Source organism: Paenibacillus sp. ATY16, assembly GCF_003399985.2.
In the GTDB taxonomy this organism is placed as follows: Bacteria; Bacillota; Bacilli; order Paenibacillales; family Paenibacillaceae; genus Pristimantibacillus; species Pristimantibacillus glycanilyticus.
Genome location: NZ_NMOK02000022.1, coordinates 1 through 19,409, shown reverse-complemented (window position 1 = coordinate 19,409; position 19,409 = coordinate 1). Strand labels below are relative to the sequence as shown.

The window sequence follows — 19,409 nt, the reverse complement described above, 5'->3', positions numbered from 1 at the left end:
AATAGAACATACGGGTTTTCACCTCGCGTAGATCATGCAATCGTAACGCTGTTTTTTGGATTCTGGTATAAAAAGGATAATGAAGATCTTTTTAATGGCGTGACAGAATGGTAAAACCTAACGATAAAGCAAGCTTTATGCGCTTGCTATCGATTGCGTAACTAAGCAGCTCATAAATGCTTGACAATATCATAGAAAACCTATAGGATTTAATCATTAACTGACTGACTAGTCAATCGGGTGGAGGTGGGAACAGATTGAGCGGAGAGAAAGAAGCCCAAATCAATAGCGAGCGCAGAGAGCATATTCTGCAAATCGCCTTAAAGCGATTTGCCAAGGACGGTTATCACGCTACAAAAATTTCCGATATTGTCGCTGAGGCCGGTGTGGCCCAAGGGACGTTTTACTGGTATTTCAAAAGCAAAGAAGCGATTGCGCTGGAGCTTGTGAAAGAGGGAAGGGAAAAGCTGCTTGACGTCATCGGCCAAGGATACCGGAGGGAAGCAGGATCCGTGCAGGATATGGTACACGCTTCCGAAGCTCTGCTCGAAAGGCTGTTTCGGTTTGCGGAGTCCAACCGGTATTTAATAGAGCTTATTCTTGGCAGCGGTGGAGGCGTTGAAACCATCCGTCATGCGATTGGGGAGACAAGAGCTGCTCTGGAGAATGCCTTTCTTCTTAACATCCGCAGGGCAATCGAGTTAGGGATGCTCCCGGGTTCCATCGATGCCGAGTTCCGTGCCACGATGATTATGAGCTTGATCGAAGGCGTCATTTCACGCTGGTTGCTCGGGTTCGCCCCGCCAGGCAGCGGGATCGAATTCAAAACCGCTGAGCAGCTTGCCGCCGAGACAGCCAGGTTTGAGTTTTTTGGTCTGCTTGGCGTTTAGTTTGTACACATACACAGATTAGAGATAGGAGAGAAAAGCATGTTAACCAAAAAGAAATCCAGAAATACTCTGTTCCTAACGTTGTCCGTCTTATTGCTCGTTGTTCTGGCTTTGGCCGGCTGCGGTTCTAATAGTAAAAGCAATAATGCGCCAACCTCGTCTCCTGCCAATAATGCCGCAAATGCCGGAAGCTCCGCAAATGCCGGAAGCGAAGATAATTTATTGAACAAGGTTAAAACGGCGGGCGTTATTAAAGTAGGATTAATGGGTACTTACGCGCCTTACAACTTCCTGAACGACAACAAGGAAATCGATGGTTTTGATGCCGACATTGCAAAAGAAGCAGCCAAACGCATCGGCGTTAAAGTCGAGTTTGCTCCGCAGGAATTCTCCGGACTGATCCCTAGCCTGCAAGCCGGCAAAATCGATGCCATTATAAGCCAGGTTACGATTACCGATGAACGCAAGCAGCAAATAGATTTCACCCAGCCGTATATTACGAATCAAGTTAAAATCATCGTAAAAGAGAATAATAACTCGATCACGAAGCTGGAAAACTTTAAAGGGAAAAATATCGGCGTAGGACTCGGCACAAACGATGAATCCTATCTACGGAATGAAGTGCTGCCGAAGGTTGGGAGCTTCAAGATCAAAACGTATGACGATGTGATTACTTCCCTGCAGGATTTGAATGCTGGCCGGATCGATGCCACGATCAACAACCTGTATGCCTTGAAACCGATTGTCGATAAAAACGGCTTTAAAATTAAAGCGGTAGGCGACGCGATCAAATCCGACCAGGCGGGTATCGCGGTCCGCAAAAACAATCCGGAATTCCTGGCCGCACTCGATAAAGCTTTGACCGATATGAAAGCTGACGGTACCTATAAGACCATTTTCAAAAAATGGTTTGGGGAAGAGCCATCGGCCGAGTAAGAAAAGTGAAAAGGACAAGGCCATGAGGAATGCGTATTCTGCCATGGCCTTCTCGTTTTAACCAAGGAATCAAAAGGGGATTCAAACGACAATGAATCTGGTATGGGATAACTTGCCTTTCTTGCTTAAAGGCGCTTATTATACGCTGCTTGTTACCGTTATATCCATGTTTTTCGGACTTATTATCGGCTTGGTAGTCGCGATTGCCCGATTAAAGGGTAACCGGCTGATCCGCGGAATCGCCCGCGTATATGTATCCATTATTCGCGGTACGCCGCTTCTCGTCCAAATATTTATCGTCTATTACGGGCTTGTCGATTACGGAATTACGCTGGGCCCGCTGACGGCAGCTTACGTGGCATTGAGCATAAACGTAGGTGCCTATCTGTCCGAAACCTTCAGAGGGGCGATTCAGTCGATACCCAAAGGTCAGACGGAGGCCGCTTATGCGACAGGCATGACGGGCTGGATGACGATGAGAAGAATCATTCTGCCGCAAGCGGCCCGGGTGGCCATTGCGCCTATGGGCAATACCTTTATCGGCATGCTGAAGGAGACCGCACTGGTGTCCGCCATTACGGTAACCGAGCTGCTTCGTTCAGCGCAGCTTCTAATCGCCCAATATTACGTCTACATGCCATTTTTCCTTGGGATTGCTGCCATGTATTGGATCATGAGCACGGTGTTCTCGGCCATTCTGAATGCGGTCGAGAAACAGTTGTCCAAAGTATATTAAGGCTTGAGGTGGAGCAAACATGATTCAAACGACAGGACTGTCCAAGTCTTTTAACGGATTAGAGGTTTTGAAGAGTATCGACCTGCGCGTCGCTCCCAAAGAAATCGTTGTTTTGCTTGGACCAAGCGGTTCCGGCAAAAGCACGCTGCTGAGGAGCCTGAATGGGCTTGAGGAGCTGGACGGCGGATCGCTTGAGGTTAATGGCGTTCGAGTGGAGGCGGGCATGCCTTCCAAGAAGAAACAGGCTAGCTTCCGGGAAATTCGTCGTCATACGGGAATGGTTTTTCAGCAATTTAACTTATATCCGCACAAGACAGCGCTTGGCAATGTGATCGAATCGCTGATGACGGTGAAGAAGATGAAGAAGGCAGAAGCCGTGAAGATCGGCGAACGATTGCTGGACCGGGTTGGGCTGCTGGTTAAGAAGGACGAATATCCCTCCAGGCTGTCCGGCGGCCAGCAGCAGCGGGTGGCCATTGCCCGGGCGCTGGCGATGGAGCCGGCGATCATGCTGTTTGACGAGCCTACCTCAGCCCTTGATCCCGAGCTTGTCGGGGAGGTGCTGGAGGTTATGCGCCAGCTGGCCCGGGATGGGATGACGATGGTCATCGTCACCCATGAAATGAAATTTGCCCGCCAGGTCGCTAACCGAATCGTGTTTATGGACGGCGGCGTGATCGTGGAGGAGCAGGAGCCGGAGAAATTTTTTCAGAATCCGAAGTCCGAAAGATCCAGAAAGTTTATCAATCAACTTCAGGAGCATTAAAATACAGAAAGCGGGTAATCATCATGAAAGTCATGACAACTTGGAATGGAAAACGCTTGTTCACATCAGTCGGGGATTCCGGTTATCCGGTAGGAATGGACGCAACGCCGAAATACGGCGGCGACGGCAAAGGCGCGACGCCTATGGAGCTGCTGCTGGCCGGGCTGGCCGGCTGTATCGGCATTGACATCACCATGATTCTGGACTCGTTTCTTGGTCAGATCACTTCGCTTGAGATCGAAGCGGACGGTACCCGGAAAGAGCAGAATCCGACCGGCTTTACCGCCATTGAGCTGATTTTCCGCGTTGAAGGGGAAATTCCGGATTACCGGATTTGGAAAGCTATTGAAATGGGCAAGGAAAAATATTGTGCCGTATCGGATTCCCTGAAAGCCGACATCAGCTACAGATTGATTCTAAACGGTCAGGAAGTTTTCCGGCCTTAACAAAGCACGCCCGCCTCTCACATCCTTCTCGTCTGGCACAAGAAGATAAAAGAAGACAATGACAAAAAGAATAAATTCAATGAAAAATGAGCCTCTAGAATTGCGTCTAAGGCTCATTTTTCGTTCAGGGAATCGTTTATTGACCCCTGATTTTTTGATTTTTCAAAAAAAGTACTTTTTGCAGGGCTCTACGTGTAAGGTCATTATTTCATTCGAAAAAATATGGATTAGACTAAAAATAAAATTTAGATTGAGAAAAATATAGTTTTTGAATGTTCGTAAACGTCGTTAAGCGGGCAGAATAGCTGAAACACTGCAACCTTCATGTGGGTCTTTGCGTCTCAAATCTAATAGAAAATGACGGGGGTGGATTTCATTAAGAAAATTCTAGTTTTATTTGCGTTTTTTTGTCTTGTGTTCCTGATTTGCAGTAAAGAAACAACGGAGCGAAATAATGTTAACCCTGTTGAATACCTTCTGTCGTTTGGTTGGCATATTGAGGAAAAATTTAGCGAAAGAACGCAAGATGCGAATAAACCTGTGGATTTGGATGCAATGTACACAGGTATTGATTTGAAGCCATATAAAGAAGTTCATATTACAACCTACTTACTGAAAGAAAAACAAAAAACAGGAAAGAAATTATACGCTGACATTTATCAAGTTAATGAAGATATTATTGGTGGATACGGAAGTGCAGAAGGTTGGGTGCCTGGGACTTTTTCTTTGAAGGATAAAGAAGAGTTAATCAAAGAAGGACTAATAAAATAAATAAATAATTAAATAATTAAATAGCGTGTTCACCTTTATTACGCTATCGGGAAACTTTAGTTGAACAACCCATTACAGGCGAGGAGTTCAAATGGAACAAGAACTTGAAAAACAAACGCTGAGATTGTTAGGAGAAAAGTAAGAGAAAAAATCAAACCATTAGGTTTTAAAAGAACGAAACCTAGTTTTTATACAAGGCTCCATGAAGACATACAGTTTATCCATATTCATAAGTTTTCCTTTGGTTCTGAATTTAGTGTGCATACAGGGGTGCGATGGTTGATAGATTGATTTTGAAGCAGTTGCTTTAAACGGGATAGATACCTATGATTTCGGAAGCAAATACAATCTTAGCTATGACATAAGTGATGACAGCATTGAGAAGTGCGCATATGAAATTTTGTTGTTTATTCAAAATGAGGCTATACCTTGGTTTGAAAAATGGAGTATAGCCGAATCATCGTATACCGAATAACTTAATCAAGCAGAGTAAATCACTATTAGGAATTAAAGATTGAGGTTAGTTTACATTTGTGTTGTTACACTTGAAATTCAATTAAGACATTAAGCTATCGGAGAACTATAGCTCAACAACAGGATAGCAGCCGGCATATAGAGCTAGGCTGCTTTTTGCTGAACTAAGGGCAGGTTAGTTCCAATATGTAGTATTATTGTATGAGTGATTAGTCCACGTAAGGGGGGATTTAGATTCGTATTTTTATTTTTTTACTAGTATGTTGTCTTGTGAGTGGATGCACTAGTAATAATCAATCTGAAATCATCAAACAACCGATTCAGTATGATTTTTCAGAACCATTACAGTTTCCTTTTGAAGTTAATGAGGCCCATTCTGAGATTGGAATTGAAGATGGGTTGCACCAATTTATATATCATTATCTAAATAAGGAGACCACACAAGAAATAAAGTACATTTTGAGCAAGGTGATTGATGACGACTCTTATGTATTTTCTGAGAAGGAAAAAATGCAGCCCATAAACCTTGAAAATGGAACCCATGTCTATTACGAGGAAGATGAGTATAGTCAGTCAATATGGTGGGAAAGTCAGAATGGCTTTTTGGCTCGCTTTGTTTATTACATTAACGGTAATCAAAATCCATTAGGTGAGTACAAGTTAACTCGATCTGAGCTAATAGATCTAGTTAAACAAGTTCAATAACACGTTAAGCTAAACAATCCTGTAGAGCTTAAGAAATGAGCTTTGTAAAAAAGGAGCTCCTCGGTATGATGGGTTTGTCGAGAACACACATCAGGGAGGAGCTCTTACTATGAAGTTTAAGGAAATAGACGCACAACATCAACGGGTTGAACAAATTACTACCTCCCATCTTGTAATAGGGATCGATATGGCGAAAGAAATACATGTCGCACAAGCTACAAATTTCCGCGGAATAGTGGTTTCGAAACGCCATCTCTCATTCTCCAATAGTATTGAAGGGTTTGAAAAACTGAGCCGCTGGATGAGTGAACGGTCATGGTGAATCCAGCAACGACGAAGAGAAATAAAGAAAACCGGGATAATAGCCCGTCAAAGAATGACCCAAAAGATGCACTGACCATTGCAGATTCCGTCAGCCGAGGTTTCTACTATGCGCGTTTGAAGACCTTAATGAGTGACCGAGAATTTTGGTGACGAATAGTGTACGTCTGCAGAATTGAATCGTACGCTGGCTTGACATCCGTTACCCGGAATATCTTTCGGTGTTCAAAGATTGGACCTGTAAGCGTTCATTGGCGACTCTCAAGACCTTCCCTTGTCCACAGGACCTTGAGAAGCATACAAAAGGGTTCGGGAAGATCTTCACCGCAGCCATATTAGCTGGTACAGGTGATCTAAGACAATACGCGCACGGACGCCAGGTTTTACGGAATTAATGATATGATGTTGTAAATGGAACAGGCTATTCGAGCCTATTTTCTATTTTCGTGAGGGAGTCGATAAATGGGTATGGGAAGTACGAATCAATGGGATGCGGAATGGGAAGTATCAGAAGAATTGGCTCATAAATTAATAAGCAGTCAGTTTCCACAGTTAGCTTCACAAAGCGTACAAAAACTTGGATACGGGTGGGATAACACTGTTTTTCTTGTCGGGATCGAATATGTATTTCGCTTTCCAAGAAGAGAAGTTGCAATTAAACGTTTAAGGATGGAAGGAAAGATACTACCTAAGCTTAAAGATTATTGTTCCATTGCATATTCGTTACCTCTATTTTTTGGGGAAGGGGATTATAATTATCCTGCACCTTTCCTAGGCTACCCCTATTTATCAGGAGAGTTTCCAATCGGATTAACTGACAAGCAACGTGCGTTATCAGCAACAACGCTCGCGCAATTTTTAAAAAGCTTACATGCATTCCCTGTGCAAATTGCCCAAGAAAATGGAGTTCAACATGACCATAGAAATTTGATTGATATTGTAATGCGTAAAGAAAAGCTGCATAAATTCATTTCCGACCTTGCCCTTCATTTTAGTGAAGAAGAGTATCGTGAATTATCGAACTATTTGGAACAGCTTGGAACTGAAAAAGTGAAACCCAAAAACGTATTCCTCCATGGAGACCTTCATTTTAAAAATATGCTGGTAGACGAGAATGGAATAGTTTCAGGGATTATCGACTGGGGAGATATCAATATCGGACATCCTGCTTGCGACTTGAATGTCGCGTATAGCTTTTTGCCTCCGGATGCGCGTTCAGACTTTTTCAAAGAATATGGGGATGTCGATGAAGAAACGAAGATATTAGCTCGATTGATAGCCATATACATTCCCATTTTGATCATGATGCAGGCAATTGATTATAAAGATGAAAAGTTGGTTGCTGAAGCCAAAGCGATTATAAAACGTGCTCTTGCTGATTAAGGGATGTCATTCCGCTAACGGGTAACGTTAGTTCAGCCTCCATTAATCAAAGGATCAGGACACATCCGAAATAGAAACGGAATACCCCAAGCTCTCAAGTCTTCGTACGGAATTTCTAACGACCGCAGCATGTTTATGTCGTTCAAAGTAGTCTTCGCCCAGATCTACATACATTTCTTTTCGGCTTATGTCAGTGGCACAAGAAAGCCCAGGCTGACCCGAGCCTGGGCTTGCAACTGTTTGATGGGCTTACCATCATGTGAGCAATTTCGTATGTTTGGACTCATACAGTCTCTCGAGCTGCGAGGCAATTGCGACCAATTCATGCTGCGATTGCAGCAGGCCGAGCAAAGCGCGAACGAGCACCATCCGCGGCAACTCATCAGCCGCTGCCTCTTGCAGCAGATGGGCCGCTTCATGCAGCTCGGACCTGCGGGCGTTCGTCACTTGGAGCTCTTGAATGCTGGTCATGAGCTTGGTCAGCGTCGCATGCAGCTGCTCGCCGGCTGGCGCGTGACAGCCTTTCATCCCTCTTGCGACGAACTGTGACATGACTTCGGCATCTAGAATCGGCTCGTGTATGGACTTCTTAATGCCTGCGACCATCTCATCCATACGATCGACGATGAAATTCGCCATACGAGCATAATTGAACGGGCTGCTGATGAGTGTGGTCATAATCATATATTCCTTGAGAATACCGGTGTATAGGGCGATTAAATCCCATTTGTTTTTCTCAATTTCCGGCCCGTATACACTGATCATCAGCTCAGCAAAATTAACCAGCATTTGCGAGCGCATCTGTTGAAGAAATTTGGAGAAGGCGCCATCCTCGTTCATGGGCAGTTCGTAGAAGTCCTTTATGCTGTATTTAAATTCCAGAAAAAATTCAAACTGGCGATGCGTCTGCAGCACGAATTTCTCTCGCGGCGACAGCTCCGAATTCGACTTTATCCGATCAGACTCCTCGAACATCGCCTGCGTCCGGGAACGATACACCTCAACGAGCAAGTCCTCTTTAGATGCAAAAAATTTATATAATGATCCTTTGGCTATGCCGCAGTCGTTCGCGATATCTTGGATGGAAGTGGCCGCGTAGCCTTTTTGCGAGAAGATTTGCATGGCCGATCCGATGATTTTCTCTTTAAGCAAGCTCATGGTAGTTCCTCTCTTCAAAAAAAGATTGACAACGGAATGTCTTTTGATGAGAATATTGTATGTCATGACTGATGAGTTTTCAATAAAAACCTTCGGTCATGAAATTAAAGAGAAGAATTTTCATGGAGAGAAGGTAGAAAGATGTCTAAGCAAACAGCAGCGGCATCATTATCATCCGAATTCTCGATCAAGAGCATTATTGCCCCGCTCATGGCCGTCATCGTCGGTATGATTATGGTTATTCTAGACAGCACAGTCGTTAACGTAGCGCTGGCGAAATTTCAAACGGAGTTTGACGCGACGATCAACACGGTGCAATGGACGTTCACTGGTTATACACTTGCATTGTCGGCGGTAATTCCACTTGCCGGCTGGATGACCGATAAATTCGGTTCGAAACGGATATTCCTTATTACAATTGCGCTATTCACGCTCGGTTCCGTTCTTTGCGGAGCGGCACAAACGGTAGAACAACTGATCATCTTCCGCGTCATTCAAGGTCTTGGCGGCGGTATGGTTATGCCAATTGGTATGGCGATTATTTTCCGACTTGCTCCCCAGGAGAAGCGCGGTTCGGTTATGGGTATGCTAGGTATACCGATGCTGCTTGCTCCAGCAATGGGTCCGATTCTGTCGGGCTGGCTGATTGACGCGGTATCATGGCACTGGATCTTCTTGATTAACTTGCCAATCGGTATTGTCGCTCTGTTCGTTGGTATGAAGTATTTGCCGAATTTCGAGCAAGGTAAAGCACCTGCTCTGGACATTATTGGTATGATTCTTGCCCCAATCGCATTTGCAACGCTCGCTTACGGCGTAAGCGAAGGCGGACGTGTGGGCTGGTCAGCGGAAAACACGCTGTGGGGTCTTATTGTCGGCGGCATAGCATTACTGTTGTTTATCTTTGTTGAGCTGCGTCATAAGCAGCCGCTGCTTGAGCTGCGCGTGTTCCGTTCATCGGACTTTACTCGCGGTACGCTTCTGGTCTGGATCGTTCAAATTGCGCTGTTCGGCGCGATGATTCTGATGCCAGTATTCCTGCAGCAGATTCGCAATTACACGCCGCTGGAAACAGGGATTATCATGCTTCCGCAAGCGATCGGCTCGATGATCTTCATGCCAATCGGCGGTCGTCTGTTTGACAAGATCGGCGCGCGTCCACTCGCAATTGTCGGTTTGGCTCTCGTAAGTGGCGCGATGTTCCTGCTCCACAACATCGCTCTCGATACAAAGCTTATCATGGTCCTCATTCCGCTGTTCATGATCGGCTGCGGTATGGGTCTTTCGATGATGTCACTGAACACGCACGTATTGAACTCGGCGCCTCGTCACCTCGTGACACGCGTTACGCCGCTTACGACAGCAGCGCAGCAAGTCGTTACGTCGTTCGCAGTCGCTGGCCTGACTGGTTACATGACAACACGCGCAGCGGATCATATGAAGACGCTTGGTGCCAGCGGCAATCCAGTGGATGCTGCAGTCAGCGCGTACAGCGACACGTTCTTGCTGTCGTTCTGTCTGGTTCTGTTCGGCATCCTGTTCAGTCTGTTCCTTCGCAAGCCGAAGCCACAGAAGGAAGTTCCGGATGTTGAGCAAGTCGATCCGGCTATGATGATGGGTCACTAATCGTTGATTGACGAAGAGGTTGAGTAGAAGGAATTCCTTCTGCTCAACCTTTTTTGTATCTGGTGTTAGCGACCTGCAGGCAGAATAATCGGTCTCCGTTATTGATCTTGCTACATAGTACGATAAGCTAAGCGAGCAGGCTGCTGTCAAGCTTCAGCTGAAATTCTCGGCGATTGGGCTTAAGCTGACAGCGCTCGTCATTGAGAATATTTCGGCCTGCAGAAGGCTAGCCTTTGGCCACTCTGACGAATACAAATGACTCGCAGGAGGGGCACTTGTTTAAAGTGTCCATCCTTTCCGGGGGGAGATTCCATACGTTTTTTCGAAGCGCCTGGAGACCAATATCGAGCAAGTTGCGATTTCCTCAAGTGTATAGTCGTTAAAAAAACGGAAGATAATGACTGTCCGCTGTTTGTCGGTTAGTTTTCGTATGGCTTGCGATATTATATGGTTCGTCTCATCCCTCAAAGCCGTATACTGATCCCAATGAGACACTTCCCGTGAGAAGGCATGAATGCGTTCAAAAATTAGGAATCTCCGCCAGCTCTTGACCCAGTTTAAGCAAAAAATAGTTCAAGTAAAAAAATACCAACCGCTTCCGGGACTAAGGGCAGGATAGTTTAATATTTATGGAATTATTATCTTTCTTTTCAAGGTTATAGTAGAATATTGAAGAGAGGTGAAAAACCTTGAATTTAATGCATTGAGTAACCAGATTGGAGAATTATTACGAATGAGGATATTTAAAGTTTATCATTTTGGACAAAAAAACTCAGTCCCTTTTGTATCTTTATTTGATGGCGCAATCGAGTACATAAATAATCGTAAACTAAACACTGCAAAAATTCTATTCAATGTAGAAGGTACTTCACTTTCAGTAAATCGGATTCAAAAAAATTATCCTGAACTTTCAACTTATATACATCATATTACTGACCCTATTGAAATGAAGGTAATTTCAAATTTAAATGACGTATGGGAATTCCCGAATTACGAAAAAGAAGGAAGCTATATTAATACGGAATTGTTAAGAGCTGTTTCTGTGGGTATCCCTAGGTCATACCCCGTAAGCTCAATGTTTTATATTTTTGATCAAATTGATTGGTATCACAATGGTTACGTCGCTGATCCCACATATCGAACTGAACATAAGGTCTCCACACTTTTTCCTTTTTACTACTTATCTCCTTCAATCGGAGTATGGTATCCAGGCACTGGTAGGCATGTATGGGCTGTTATTGAAGTATCGTCAGAGCAAGAAATGGTTGAGACAGAAGTTCTAAAAACTCTTGTATCCTCATTTGGAAAAGTGATTAGAAAAGAAATAGTAGTAGTTCCTTCTACTGACGAGAAAAACAATATAACTAAAGTTAAGGAAATAGGCGAATCGATAGTTAAAGAGTACATATCCCGTTTAGAGAACATGATAAAAGATCTCCCTTTTCATTATGAAGACGATGAGGTTAACTCCTTCGAGAATTCTCAAAACGTGATTTTAGGTTTAGCTGAGAAAATTACCCCTAAAAAATCTATTGTTGAGGCTTTTAAAGGTACCGGATTTATTTATCAGGGGAGTGACAATGGTATCTACACCATTTCAAAGCAAGATACATTTTATAATAATATTGAACTAGAAGTTTTGAGTGTCATCTAAAATATCAGAGTCCCTTACACTTTGTCTCATTACTCCTGCCGTTTACTCGAACGATACGGAATCAAGATGAAATTAATCAGTTTGTAAAAAACGCAAGGTTTCTTGTTGAATACATTGAGGAAACTGTTATTGAAGAACTTCGAATACTATATGGACCAGGACTTCCGTGGTTTCAGTATTATTAACGTTTACTTCGATGTGAATGGTAAACTCTATTCTTCTAGTGGAAGACGTTAGTTAGAAAACACGACAGCAGCCGACATGTAATAGGCGCTATTCTGTTGAAATAATGGAATGCCTTAATAAAGGTATAGGGTAGACCTTTTAGTCAAGGAGGCAAATTTTATGCACGAAATTGACGACGAAGACGAATATTTTGAAGGTGATTCTGAAAAAAGAGTGTGTGATTTTTGTGGTCAAGATGTGGACTGGACAGAATCAGTTTCCGATATTGATAAAAATGGTAAAGAAATTGAGCTGCGTTCCTGTTTAATGTGTTCGTTTGACGGAACAGGTGCAAGCAGGGAGGAGATTCAAGAAGTTATGGATCAGATGAAGAAGAACAAATAGACTATGATACCGCTAGTTCGGTAGTTTGTTACGCTATCGGGAAACATACTTACCACAGAAGATTAAGCTGGGAACGTTAGTTCAACGCACCAAGAAGCAGCACGCGATCCGTGGCTGCTTCTTTTTTTATTATGCTATAGAGCAGGATAGTTTAATTTTGGTAACGAATAATTTAAACATCACAAACAAGGAGAGGAATTAGAAAATGTCCTCTTTTATACCAGTTTATAATAAGTTATACGAATGTTCTGATGTTTACTCGACAAGACCATTTAAGGCAGTTATTGAAGCGGACTTTGAATATTCTAGTGCTCTGCTACGGGGGGATGTCAAGCCCTCTAAACCACTTGAGGCTAGATATTTGAGAGGAACTCACACTCCGTCGCCTGCCATCTATACCGGCTTTTCCTTATTGCTGCATGATTCGATAATTGAAACGTTTATCCAACACCAAATCACAGGCTGGGAATCTTACCGAATAACTCTTTATGGAAAAAACGATGAAATCATCCCCAACTATTCTGGGATTTCTATTACAGGCAGATGCAGTCCTGTCGACTACCACCGCAGTGGAGTTGTAGATAAGGAATATCCCGGAGGAATCTTCTCTCGATTTAAGGGTAGCTATTTTAAGGATGATGTTTGGGATGGAACGGATATGTTCATGGAGAGCTCTGACGAACGAGGGTATACCTTGACTCAGTATGTTTCAGAACGGGTAAAAAACATTTTTGATAACAATAAAATTAAAAATTTGCAATTATACAATCTGACAGAGAGAGAAATTGATGTGATGATGATTGCACCTGAAAGACTTCCGGAACACTTGAGATAATATTTGTAAACGGGTCTTACGCTAACTGGGAACGCTTTTTCAACGAGTCATACAGATTATTAAAACCTCTCTTTAGAAGCAAACTAGATTTAATAGCTTCTATGGGGAGGTTTTTTTGTTATGAACTTAAGTGAGTTGCGGAGGTTGTATGAAGCTGACAAACGAATTCAAGGATTCAGCCCAAAAACATTAAAGGCATATGCCCTTCAGCATAAAATGTTGATGTTAGAGCTAGGCGATCTAGGCATAACAGAAGTGACGCTAGCAATGTTGAAGGAATACTTAGCAAAACAAGCAGATCGGCTGAAGCCAAGCAGCCTAGGCGGCCATCGAATTCGGTTTGTTCGTTCTCTTTTCCATTATGCTTATGAAGAGACGTATCTTACTTCGAATCCCTCTTTAAAACTTAGAGAGCCAAAATTAGATAAGCGTATTCCTAAGTTCTTAATTGAGGAAGATGTCATACATTTGAAGATTTCATGCCAATCACTCCGGGAAAGAGCGCTGCTAGAATTTCTCTACTGTACCGGCTGCCGGGTTGGGGAGGTGGAGAAGATCAATATCGAGGATCTGAACTGGGAGAACTGCTCAGCGATCGTTAATGGTAAGGGATCGAAGCAGCGAGAAGTTTACTTTACTACAGAGTGCAAAGTATGGCTAAAGAAGTACCTAGCCAGCCGTGAGGACTCCTGCAAGGCTTTGTTTGTTACCGATACGCATCCAACAAAACGAATGGCCATACCTACGATTAGATGGGCCTTAAAACGGCTTGCTGTTCGGGGAGAAATTGAAGCGAACGTATACCCACATCACTTTCGACATACTTATGCATGCCAACTCCTTGATAACGGTGCTCCATTAGATTTTATCCAAGGTATGCTCGGTCATGAGAAAGCATCGACCACTCAAATCTACGCACAGCTCCGCGGTGAGCGTCGAAGAGAACTTTATAAGCGATTTTTTTAGTGTGTATTGGCGGCGGGGCGGTGGTCCCCGTTTAGCCCGCCGCTATTCAACGATTGGGCAGTTTAGCGCAACAAATAGAGCTTCATTACGTATATACTTAATGAACAATGATCCCAAAATAAGGAATATTTAAAGGGGCTGACAAGGATTTAATGAATATATAACTTATATGCACTGGACTTTCCTAAAATGTAAAATCTAAAATGAGGGGCGATATTTATGAAAAAATTTGGAATCATATTCTTTTTAGCAATCGTATTATTAATTTCAGGATGTCAAAAAAATAGTTCGAAGGATGAATTAGCTGAAGCGCAAAAGAACGTAGATCAAATAGCATCCTCTTTTAAAATACCTAAAATTGATGGATATGAAATTAGTTCCGTTCAACATGTTCTCCCACCAAAGGATGAACAGGGTAAATTTATCGGTGACAATCAGAAAGTCGTTATCGCATACACCAAAAACAAAGGAAAACTAGAGAAGCTTTCAGATGATGAAAAAGGAAACAATGAAAGAAAAATTTTATACGGACCTTATCAAGGCGACACATCTATTTTAATCACACATAGCAATCTACCCGAAGAGCTAGACAATGGAATGATTACAATAGGCACTGAACTCGTTGAGAGGGCTAAAGTTGGTAAACATACACTTCTAATCTATAACACAACGAAAGGTTCAATAACGATGGACTTTAATAATTTTGATGACGATACCCTTCTAACTATTGCTGAACCGATAATTAACGAAAACAAATAATACCTCAAAACAAATCTTTGCTTACGTTAATTCTGCTTCTTGGTATTGTACATTTGGTCTTGAAAATTCATCTCAGTAAGAAGAAGTCAAAATAATTAACTGTATTGAAGTAACGTAGAACAGATAGCCGAATTAACTGCTATTTCAGGAATGGTTGGATTGTTTGATAGTTCGGTGTTTGCATATCGAATCGAAACTACACTTTCCGTCATTCGACCCAAAACGCAACTCTTTAATTTCTCAGCAGAGGAAATTCAAAGTGCTCGATTAAAATGGCTTTGCTGTTACGGGGTACTCCTAACTAAGGATGAAATAAAAAGTCTTGCTTCCATGCTAAGTAAAATAAACAAAGAAGATATTACACCATACACTGGACCAGCTCCAAAAGGGGGTCCTACTCGCTTTGTAATTACCCTTGTTTCTAACGAGAAGGTCGGTTTTGTCAAAAATGGGGATTATCTTTTAGTTGATGGAGGCAAAGTTTACCTTCCAGAGTTCTCCGAATTCGTCGACCAAATTCGTAAAGACAAAAGTCGAATCATTGAGGGTTTTACAGATTAACGGGGAACATTAGTTTAAAACAACAAGCCGGCAGCAGATCAGAGATCCGCTGCCGGCTTGTTGTTTAGTAAGGAGTTTAGTGGAGTTGAAACAAATAATTTACCAAATACGTCAATTATGAAAACCATTAGTAAAGGAAGGTAAAAAATGAATCGCGCTGTGGTGTTTATTTTTGTAATATTCTTAATGGCGGGATGCTCCCAAAAAGCAGATAATGAATTTCACCCTATTCTAAAAGATCCTGAATACGCAGTTGTTATTAAAATGCAGACACCAAACAAGATTCTTGGAAGTGTGGTTATTCAAGGTGATCAATTAAACCAGATAATTGATGAAATTAACTCTTCGCATAAACTGATTTCAACAAGTAGTTGCCCTGCTTCTACTGATGGATATGATGTGATTGTACATTATACAAATGGTGTGTCTGACCGTACTTTTACTGCATTATCCTGTCCAGGAACGGTTGACCAAGTAAGTGGAACTTCAGTTGAACCAGGAATATCGTTTGAGTTACTGAATAAATTGTTTAAATAATAAATTCTTGAACTCTAACGGGAAACAATAGCTCAATAAGAACAGTTCAGCAGCCGGTCAATCATGACCGGCTGCTGACGTTTCTCAACGAATAGGCAGGTTAATTGAGCATCTGAACCGAATTTGTTTTATAAATGGAAAATGCTGAGGAGGCAATTATGAAATATCAAAATATGTTTATTCTTGCCACACTTCTTTTGTTAATAGGTTGCTCAGAGACACCTGAAAAAGCTGTGAAAAATGGTGATGTAGTATCCGACTTAGGTGTTATAGGGAATATAGATAAACTTGACCATTTTATCTCAGAAATATCAAACAAAAAAGACTCCAGTGTAAAAATTACACGTTTCACTAAAGAGGGAGACCCAGTATTTATTCGTTTGAATTATACTCAGAATAAAATAGAAGTAGAGGAAGATCCCTCAAAAGATAGGAATGGTAACAAAGAGAAAAGGAAATATCTTTGTACGAGTATAACTAATAAAGAACAAGCAGATGAAGTTCATTATCTCATTATGGATTGTAGCCCTTCGAGATCGACTGAACTACTTGTTGTCCCGAAATAAAGTAACTGTTTATCTAAGGCTGTTTTTATTGAACTATCTGGGAACGATAACACACTAATTAGAGAGCGGAAAACCTGACAATGGAGGGTACAAAACGTATTACTCTGCGACGAGAAAGATTTTGTATGTAATGATTCTAGCAGGAAGTTTTTTAATTATTCTTGGGTTATGGCACTACCTTCCTCATTCACACTCATCCGAAACCCCAAATAGTGTGTTTATGTCGATAACAGCAAAGAGGATTGTATTCCCATTAGTCGGTGTCATTCTAACGGTACTTGGTAGTACATTATAAAAGTTTGTTGCTGAGGTTGAAAAAGAAACCATCTCGCTTAGAGATGAAATTATTAATTTAAAAAATAAAATGGGAAATAATTCTAATAACAGTTTCAGCTAGATATTAAGAGGCACAGTGGAGGCTAACGATGGAATATACGATAGATTTCGACCATTACAAACAAACACTATTAAAGCATTGTCAGAATACCATTGAGGAGTTTGCAAAAAAACCAGAAAATCAAAATGTATACAGTTTCGTTTTAGATGCTGAAGCAACATACGGTGGAATTTATGTCCGGTGGAATTCACTCGATGGCCTGGCTCACACCTTAACCTTTGATTGTTACAAAAATTATTCTGACGAGCGGGTATATGGTTTTAGAGGCCTTAAGCACAGTGTAGGGGATTTCCGGTTCGAGGATGCTAAGAACGAAGAATTGTGGGATCTTAATAATCAATATGGTGCCGTCTTAGATCAGCTATGGGATAAAGATGATGAAGGTGAAGAAGGGAACCGTTACATAAAGAAATTTATGGATATGCTAATTGAAGTTGTTGACGAACTTTCCTACTCCTTCGATTTGTTTAACAAAACGGAGGATTTTATAGCTTATGTCGTTGAACATGATGAGGAATGGGATGCCTTTATTCATAAGACGGTATCGAAAGAGCAATTTTACAAGGCCTATCCAGAAATCAAAGCTTATGAGGAGTTTAAAGCCGATATATCGCGCCGTCCGATACAAGAACAAGTGGACTTTTGGTGTCGAACATATATCGATTTTAAGATAGAAAACCCAACGGAACATGTCATGGCGTTAAAGAAACTGTTTAGGTATGACTTTGATATCAAGGATCAGCTAGTATCTATTGGGAAGCCGGCCGTATCAACAGTTGTGACTTTACTTGAAAAAATCGTAAATGATCAGAGCACCTCAACGAATGAGAAAGTTAATCTAGCTCCTTGGATATGTCAGAGTATATTGATTGATATCGGTGCAGCCGATGAAGATGACATACAAAGACTTCTAACTATTTTAGCAAGTCAGCGAGAGTCAAATGATTCGAACGCTAGCAATACAGAAAGAATACTAACTGCAATCGATCCTGTACGGTTTCCGAATGGTTAAGATGATGGTTACACTGCTTATTCCTAAATAAAAATTACACTGAATATTAGAATTCTGCCGAACCAGAAGGAGTATGTTTTAAACTTCAATAACAGATATAATAATGCAAAAAAAAAATGAGCAGGGAAGGATGATTTCAGTGATAAAGAAACCAGTCAATTTGGATGAATTAGTGGGGGAGATTGAAATTGGTTTAGAGGATACGTTTACTTATATAGATGTTACGACAGGTGAAGTGATTACGTTAACTAGAGAAGAAATTCGAGCTGCTGAAGATGAACGGCCACTTGAAAATTTTCCCGAATGGCAAAGAGAGAACATTGAAAGAGCAAATTGCATACTCGAAGATGAACAAGGGAAATTTGCTGACTTCACATTAAAAAACGACTACAACGAATATGAACTCATAGAAGAATTCATAAGGACTGTTCAAGATGTAGATATCAATGAAGCACTAAGTGCAGCAATTACTGGGAAGGGCGCATTTCGCAGATTTAAAGATAAAATAATAGAATTTGGCATTGATAAGCAATGGTACACCTACAAGGAAAACAAGATAAAGGAATTTGTGATTGAATGGTGTATTGAACATGATATTGAGTTCCAAAATTAGAGTACACCCAAAATGAAAGCTGCCGCGATGGCAGCTTCATTACGTTAACCGGCAGGATAACGTGGAATATTTGTAAAATATATAAAAACAAATCTGGAGAAATGAAAGGCCAAAATCGATTTGAATGTAGGGTTGTTATGAAAAAACAATTTAAGAATAGACACCGTATGTTAGAGAGTTTTGGATATGAATTTGCTGTACACTGTCCTAATTGTAACGAAAAATCTAAGGTTATATCACCTGAAGCACCTTATTATACAGATGCGATAAAGAGGTTCATTTGTACGTCTTGTGGGCTGATGAAGGAAAAGATCCCAGATAAAAACTGTTTTAACCAAAACGTTATTTCTTATGGAAATTCCTGGAGAGATGGTTTTATTAATATAGGCGGGAATTATGACTGGTATTTTGGTTACCCTCTGTACTTACAAGCACCTTGTTGTGGACATACTCTTTGGGCGTATAATATTGAACATTTATGTTATCTAGAAGAGTACGTAGAAGCGGAATTAAGAGGACCATCTCCTTACTATTTAAGTGTAGAAAGCAGGCTTCCAATTTGGATGAAAATAGCTAAAAATCGTAATGCTGTCTTAAAAGCTATAAACAAAATAAAACATGGTCTTCTGTCAATTAAGTAGACACTTATTTATGAAACTTGGAGCTGCTGGTAGTACAGTTTTTCGAATGAAACTGGGGATTTGTAGCCAAGCGTAGAGTGAATACG

At 41.6% G+C, this 19,409-nt stretch carries 21 protein-coding genes and 2 pseudogenes; 21 read left to right on the top strand and 2 right to left on the bottom strand.

All coding sequences use genetic code 11. From position 1 onward, the window contains the following. The first annotated feature begins 257 nt into the window (after positions 1 to 257). The 9 genes and pseudogenes from CFI03_RS11865 to CFI03_RS11825 all read left to right on the top strand — a co-directional run bounded on the left by CFI03_RS11865 (position 258) and on the right by CFI03_RS11825 (position 7,428). The gene (locus CFI03_RS11865; RefSeq protein ID WP_116393764.1) at positions 258 to 890 is read left to right on the top strand and encodes a TetR/AcrR family transcriptional regulator; all 633 of its coding nucleotides are present in this window, start codon (positions 258 to 260) and stop codon (positions 888 to 890) included. Between the two features lie 39 nt (positions 891 to 929). Beyond that, positions 930 to 1,826, top strand: a complete 897-nt coding sequence (locus CFI03_RS11860) for a substrate-binding periplasmic protein (protein ID WP_116393763.1) — start codon at positions 930 to 932, stop codon at positions 1,824 to 1,826. A gap of 91 nt (positions 1,827 to 1,917) precedes the next feature. Continuing rightward, positions 1,918 to 2,562, top strand: a complete 645-nt coding sequence (locus CFI03_RS11855) for an amino acid ABC transporter permease (protein WP_116393762.1) — start codon at positions 1,918 to 1,920, stop codon at positions 2,560 to 2,562. Between the two features lie 19 nt (positions 2,563 to 2,581). Continuing rightward, positions 2,582 to 3,328 (top strand): amino acid ABC transporter ATP-binding protein, encoded by a 747-nt coding sequence (locus tag CFI03_RS11850; RefSeq protein WP_116393761.1) that lies wholly within the window; start codon positions 2,582 to 2,584, stop codon positions 3,326 to 3,328. A gap of 23 nt (positions 3,329 to 3,351) precedes the next feature. Beyond that, the gene (locus CFI03_RS11845) at positions 3,352 to 3,774 is read left to right on the top strand and encodes an OsmC family protein (RefSeq protein WP_116393760.1); all 423 of its coding nucleotides are present in this window, start codon (positions 3,352 to 3,354) and stop codon (positions 3,772 to 3,774) included. Between the two features lie 366 nt (positions 3,775 to 4,140). Beyond that, positions 4,141 to 4,545, top strand: coding sequence for a DUF4830 domain-containing protein (locus CFI03_RS11840; RefSeq protein WP_162862753.1), 405 nt, complete (start codon positions 4,141 to 4,143; stop codon positions 4,543 to 4,545). Positions 4,546 to 5,289: 744 nt separating this feature from the next. Continuing rightward, positions 5,290 to 5,724, top strand: a complete 435-nt coding sequence (locus tag CFI03_RS11835) for a hypothetical protein (protein ID WP_116393758.1) — start codon at positions 5,290 to 5,292, stop codon at positions 5,722 to 5,724. A gap of 109 nt (positions 5,725 to 5,833) precedes the next feature. Further along, positions 5,834 to 6,434: pseudogene (locus CFI03_RS31425) on the top strand (transposase); the annotation flags it as partial. 79 nt (positions 6,435 to 6,513) lie between these two features. Continuing rightward, a complete protein-coding gene (locus CFI03_RS11825; protein WP_116393966.1) occupies positions 6,514 to 7,428 on the top strand; it encodes a phosphotransferase in 915 nt (304 codons plus the stop codon). Between the two features lie 255 nt (positions 7,429 to 7,683). Here CFI03_RS11825 and CFI03_RS11820 read toward each other — a convergent pair whose 3' ends face one another. Next, positions 7,684 to 8,586: a TetR/AcrR family transcriptional regulator gene (locus CFI03_RS11820; RefSeq protein WP_162862752.1), complete on the bottom strand. Its 903-nt coding sequence runs from the start codon at positions 8,584 to 8,586 to the stop codon at positions 7,684 to 7,686. 141 nt (positions 8,587 to 8,727) lie between these two features. Here CFI03_RS11820 and CFI03_RS11815 point away from each other — a divergent pair, with 141 nt between their 5' ends. Further along, positions 8,728 to 10,212: a DHA2 family efflux MFS transporter permease subunit gene (locus tag CFI03_RS11815; RefSeq protein WP_116393756.1), complete on the top strand. Its 1,485-nt coding sequence runs from the start codon at positions 8,728 to 8,730 to the stop codon at positions 10,210 to 10,212. A gap of 226 nt (positions 10,213 to 10,438) precedes the next feature. Here CFI03_RS11815 and CFI03_RS11810 read toward each other — a convergent pair. Beyond that, positions 10,439 to 10,764: pseudogene (locus CFI03_RS11810) on the bottom strand (sigma factor-like helix-turn-helix DNA-binding protein); the annotation flags it as partial. Between the two features lie 181 nt (positions 10,765 to 10,945). Here CFI03_RS11810 and CFI03_RS11805 point away from each other — a divergent pair. The 11 genes from CFI03_RS11805 to CFI03_RS11755 all read left to right on the top strand — a co-directional run bounded on the left by CFI03_RS11805 (position 10,946) and on the right by CFI03_RS11755 (position 19,323). Next, positions 10,946 to 11,866 carry a hypothetical protein gene (locus CFI03_RS11805; RefSeq protein ID WP_116393755.1) on the top strand — a complete coding sequence of 307 codons (921 nt, stop codon included), beginning with the start codon at positions 10,946 to 10,948 and terminating at the stop codon, positions 11,864 to 11,866. Between the two features lie 345 nt (positions 11,867 to 12,211). Then, positions 12,212 to 12,436, top strand: a complete 225-nt coding sequence (locus CFI03_RS11800) for a hypothetical protein (protein WP_116393754.1) — start codon at positions 12,212 to 12,214, stop codon at positions 12,434 to 12,436. Between the two features lie 205 nt (positions 12,437 to 12,641). After that, complete coding sequence (locus tag CFI03_RS11795) at positions 12,642 to 13,271, top strand: hypothetical protein (RefSeq protein ID WP_116393753.1); 630 nt, start codon at positions 12,642 to 12,644, stop codon at positions 13,269 to 13,271. Positions 13,272 to 13,391: 120 nt separating this feature from the next. Next, positions 13,392 to 14,237: a tyrosine-type recombinase/integrase gene (locus tag CFI03_RS11790; RefSeq protein ID WP_116393752.1), complete on the top strand. Its 846-nt coding sequence runs from the start codon at positions 13,392 to 13,394 to the stop codon at positions 14,235 to 14,237. A 219-nt stretch (positions 14,238 to 14,456) separates the two neighbouring features. Beyond that, positions 14,457 to 14,996, top strand: a complete 540-nt coding sequence (locus CFI03_RS11785) for a hypothetical protein (protein ID WP_116393751.1) — start codon at positions 14,457 to 14,459, stop codon at positions 14,994 to 14,996. Between the two features lie 159 nt (positions 14,997 to 15,155). After that, positions 15,156 to 15,557: a hypothetical protein gene (locus CFI03_RS11780; protein WP_116393750.1), complete on the top strand. Its 402-nt coding sequence runs from the start codon at positions 15,156 to 15,158 to the stop codon at positions 15,555 to 15,557. A 147-nt stretch (positions 15,558 to 15,704) separates the two neighbouring features. Continuing rightward, positions 15,705 to 16,094 carry a hypothetical protein gene (locus CFI03_RS11775; protein WP_116393749.1) on the top strand — a complete coding sequence of 130 codons (390 nt, stop codon included), beginning with the start codon at positions 15,705 to 15,707 and terminating at the stop codon, positions 16,092 to 16,094. A 158-nt stretch (positions 16,095 to 16,252) separates the two neighbouring features. Continuing rightward, positions 16,253 to 16,660 (top strand): DUF4362 domain-containing protein, encoded by a 408-nt coding sequence (locus tag CFI03_RS11770; protein WP_162862751.1) that lies wholly within the window; start codon positions 16,253 to 16,255, stop codon positions 16,658 to 16,660. A 425-nt stretch (positions 16,661 to 17,085) separates the two neighbouring features. Continuing rightward, on the top strand, positions 17,086 to 18,069 hold the full coding sequence (locus CFI03_RS11765) for a DUF4303 domain-containing protein (protein WP_116393747.1): 984 nt from the start codon (positions 17,086 to 17,088) through the stop codon (positions 18,067 to 18,069). A 139-nt stretch (positions 18,070 to 18,208) separates the two neighbouring features. Further along, positions 18,209 to 18,682: a UPF0158 family protein gene (locus CFI03_RS11760; RefSeq protein ID WP_116393965.1), complete on the top strand. Its 474-nt coding sequence runs from the start codon at positions 18,209 to 18,211 to the stop codon at positions 18,680 to 18,682. A gap of 137 nt (positions 18,683 to 18,819) precedes the next feature. Next, entirely contained in the window at positions 18,820 to 19,323 is a 504-nt protein-coding gene (locus CFI03_RS11755; protein ID WP_116393964.1) for a hypothetical protein, read from the top strand. Positions 19,324 to 19,409: the final 86 nt, after the last annotated feature.

Coding starts and splice junctions, on each gene's coding strand:
- CFI03_RS11860 (WP_116393763.1), top strand. CDS start 930: ATGTTAACCAAAAAGAAATCCAGAAATACTCTGTTCCTAACGTTGTCC.
- CFI03_RS11765 (WP_116393747.1), top strand. CDS start 17,086: ATGGAATATACGATAGATTTCGACCATTACAAACAAACACTATTAAAG.
- CFI03_RS11795 (WP_116393753.1), top strand. CDS start 12,642: ATGTCCTCTTTTATACCAGTTTATAATAAGTTATACGAATGTTCTGAT.
- CFI03_RS11770 (WP_162862751.1), top strand. CDS start 16,253: ATGAAATATCAAAATATGTTTATTCTTGCCACACTTCTTTTGTTAATA.
- CFI03_RS11800 (WP_116393754.1), top strand. CDS start 12,212: ATGCACGAAATTGACGACGAAGACGAATATTTTGAAGGTGATTCTGAA.
- CFI03_RS11855 (WP_116393762.1), top strand. CDS start 1,918: ATGAATCTGGTATGGGATAACTTGCCTTTCTTGCTTAAAGGCGCTTAT.
- CFI03_RS11805 (WP_116393755.1), top strand. CDS start 10,946: ATGAGGATATTTAAAGTTTATCATTTTGGACAAAAAAACTCAGTCCCT.
- CFI03_RS11815 (WP_116393756.1), top strand. CDS start 8,728: ATGTCTAAGCAAACAGCAGCGGCATCATTATCATCCGAATTCTCGATC.
- CFI03_RS11775 (WP_116393749.1), top strand. CDS start 15,705: ATGAATCGCGCTGTGGTGTTTATTTTTGTAATATTCTTAATGGCGGGA.
- CFI03_RS11755 (WP_116393964.1), top strand. CDS start 18,820: ATGAAAAAACAATTTAAGAATAGACACCGTATGTTAGAGAGTTTTGGA.
- CFI03_RS11790 (WP_116393752.1), top strand. CDS start 13,392: ATGAACTTAAGTGAGTTGCGGAGGTTGTATGAAGCTGACAAACGAATT.
- CFI03_RS11820 (WP_162862752.1), bottom strand. CDS start 8,586: ATGAGCTTGCTTAAAGAGAAAATCATCGGATCGGCCATGCAAATCTTC.
- CFI03_RS11825 (WP_116393966.1), top strand. CDS start 6,514: ATGGGAAGTACGAATCAATGGGATGCGGAATGGGAAGTATCAGAAGAA.
- CFI03_RS11845 (WP_116393760.1), top strand. CDS start 3,352: ATGAAAGTCATGACAACTTGGAATGGAAAACGCTTGTTCACATCAGTC.
- CFI03_RS11850 (WP_116393761.1), top strand. CDS start 2,582: ATGATTCAAACGACAGGACTGTCCAAGTCTTTTAACGGATTAGAGGTT.
- CFI03_RS11785 (WP_116393751.1), top strand. CDS start 14,457: ATGAAAAAATTTGGAATCATATTCTTTTTAGCAATCGTATTATTAATT.